At 60.9% G+C, this 2,974-nt stretch carries 1 protein-coding gene; it reads left to right on the forward strand.

The window, feature by feature from the left end; translation table 11 throughout:
- Positions 1-42 precede the first annotated feature (42 nt).
- Positions 43-2,973, forward strand: coding sequence for a DUF4214 domain-containing protein (locus C6W92_RS17335; RefSeq protein WP_129435368.1), 2,931 nt, complete (start codon positions 43-45; stop codon positions 2,971-2,973).
- The last annotated feature ends 1 nt before the right edge of the window (position 2,974 follow it).

The raw sequence follows: 2,974 nt of genomic DNA on the forward strand, positions 1-2,974 counted from the left end.
CCCTCGTCAGGACTGCACCTGGTTTTGGCGAGGGGACGTGGCATGGCGATCGTCGATGTCGTCGATCAGACGGATGAAAATTCAGGCACGGCTGTCACCGAAGACATGTTCGGCCTCAACGCGCTGTTCACGGTGACCGCACCGGACGAGGCGCAGCTATTCGACAGGTATGAGGACCTCGGTGTCACGAACCTGCGGTATCCGGGCGGGTCGGTCACCGAATGGTATTTCGACATTTCGGACATCAGCGGCGGCAGCCTTGAGCGGTCGAGCGGGACGTTCCAGGGCAACACCCAGTCGCTGCTAGCGTTCACCGATTTCATGGAACTCGCCGCGAGCCTCGACACCGATGTCACCCTCGTGGTTCCCACGATGAACGGCTTCACCCAATCCGCCGGCGAGGCCCTGCTTGCCGGCACCTACGGCGAGCGGGTCATCGACGCGGACCACCTCGGGCACGTGGCCGAGTTCGTCGAGGCCGCGGTCGCCACCGCGCAGGCGCAGGGCGTGCGGATCGACGCGCTCGAGATCGGCAACGAGTACTGGGGCTCGGGGCAGATGACCGCCGGCGAGTATGGCAAGCTCGCGGCGGCGATGTCCCAGGTGATGTCGGACACCTTTGCCGATATGGGCATTCCCCCGGCTGCGCAGCCCGATATCGTGGTCCAGACCACCAGTTCCGCGGGAATTTTTTCGCCCAGCAGCGACACGACGCTTTATGTCGATGAGGCGACCGGGTTCGTCTACACGGCCCATGAAGTAAGCAGGATGGATGCTGCGTCCGTCGCCGGGCTCACACCGGTCACGCTGGAATCCCAGGACACGTCCCGCCCGCAGGTGCGCGAGATGATCGCCGCCTTCGACCAGGACTCCGTCACCGTGGAGGGTGCGGATGGGCAGCTCATAGATTTCAACCTGCGCGACGCGGCGAATGCGCTCGACGGGGTGGTCGAGCATTACTACCTGGATGGTGGTTTTGATGCCGTGAACACCGAAGAGCAGTTCGGGTTCAGCCAGCTCGAATTGTGGAACATCGAGCTTGGGAGCCGCGATGCCACGCAACCTGCCCTCGATTTCTTCATAACGGAGTGGAACACCCGCAAGAACGGCGGCATCGACCAGGCCAACAATCGCGGCCTCCAGCAAGTGTCGATGTCGACGGAAATCTTCTATGAAATGGTCACCCACGGTGTCACAGCGGCCCATTTCTGGCCGGCGATCTTCAACTACAGCAACTCCGGGACGCTGATCTTCAACTCGGCAGAGTCCCTGACCCTCGCCGGGGAAGGCTTCGCCCTGATGAGCGAGAGCCTCGTGGGTCTGGCCCCCGTGCTGGATTTCAGCGTGGCGGGGGATTTTGCCGTTCACGGCTATGGCAACACCGACAGGCAGGTGTTGCTTTTCTCCGAGCGCAGCGGTGCCGAGAACCGGCTGGAGCTGGACCTGAGCGCCGCGATCACGCTCGAGGCGGATTACTACCGCGTCTCGTGGACCGAGCTCTGGGATGGTGGCGCGGGCGGCACCGACGAAATGGCCCAGCCGGTCATCAGCACGACCGAGGTGTCCGGTTTGATGACCGCAGACGCCTTCGATGAGTTTCTCCTGACGCTGCAGTCATGGTCGGTCCTGCGCCTCGACATCGAGGGCGTCGATGCCGCGGAAGCAGGCGCGATCCTTTCAGGAGACTCAAGCGGATCGGGCCCGGTGGAGTCCGAGACAGATACGATCAACGATTCCTCGATACACACGGGCACCGATGGGGATGACCTGTTCAGGATTGACAGCGAAAACGACACGATCTTGAACGCTGGGGAAGGTGTCGACACCGTCGAAAGCTCCATGAACTTCACGTTGCGGAGGCATTCGGCCGGCGATGACCTGGAAAACCTTACATTCGTCGGAGATGCGGATCTTGTTGGCACTGGAAACTCACTCGACAACGTGATCGTTGGAAATGCAGGACACAACCACCTCAGTGGCGTCTGGGGCAATGATACAATCCATGGCAATGCCGGGAACGACACGCTTATGGGTAGCGCCGGGGCGGACTTGTTGTATGGCGGCGATGGCGATGATCTGCTCTGGGGCGAGGATGGCGATGACGTGCTCTGGGGCGGGGCCGGCGATGACACGCTCATGGGGGGCGAAGGCAATGATCTCTTCCATGGCGGGGCCGGCAACAACGTTCTGATCGGCGGCGCGGGAACCGACACGGTCGTGTATTCCGGCAGTCAGACTGGCTACACGCTCGTCTTGAGCCCGGAAACCAGCGCTCTGACACTGCGCAAACCAGATGGTAACGGTAGTGATACTCTCATCGACATGGAGTTCCTGGATTTCGATATAACTGTTCCGGGCGCGCCCTTTGACCTGACGAAGTATGGCGGCACCACTGAGTTGTCCGAACAGGATTTCGAAAGCTTTATCGAACTCTACATTGCCTATTTCAACCGGGCACCGGACGCCATCGGACTGAACTTCTGGGGCACCGCTTTTGCCAACGGCCTGTCATTGGAGGAGATGGCGACGTTGTTTGTCGACCAGGACGAGACCTTGGCGACCTACCCGGCGGGAACCTCCAACGGCGCCTTCGCGGAGGCCGTCTATGAGAATGTCCTGGGCCGGACGCCGGATCAGGAAGGCTTCGAGTTCTGGGTGGGCCAACTCGACAGTGGCAATATCAGCCGTGACCAGTTCATTCTCGAGGTCCTTCGCGGGGTGCAACCGGGAAACGCCGACCACGCCTATCTGGATGACAAGGTGGACCTCGGAGCCTATTTCGCGGTGCACAAGGGCATGTCCAATGGGGAGAATGCTTCGGCGGCGATGGCGTTGTTCGATGGCAGCAAGGAAAGCATCGAGACGTCCGTGGCTGTGATAGACGAATTTTATGCTAACGCTCTGGATGCGAGCAATGGCGAATTCCTGTTGCAAGTCGTCGGCGTGCTGGACGATCCGTTCGCCGTGGCATGAA

The sequence above is a fragment of the Roseovarius sp. A46 genome (assembly GCF_004126395.1).
Lineage (GTDB): Bacteria > Pseudomonadota > Alphaproteobacteria > Rhodobacterales > Rhodobacteraceae > Roseovarius > Roseovarius nitratireducens.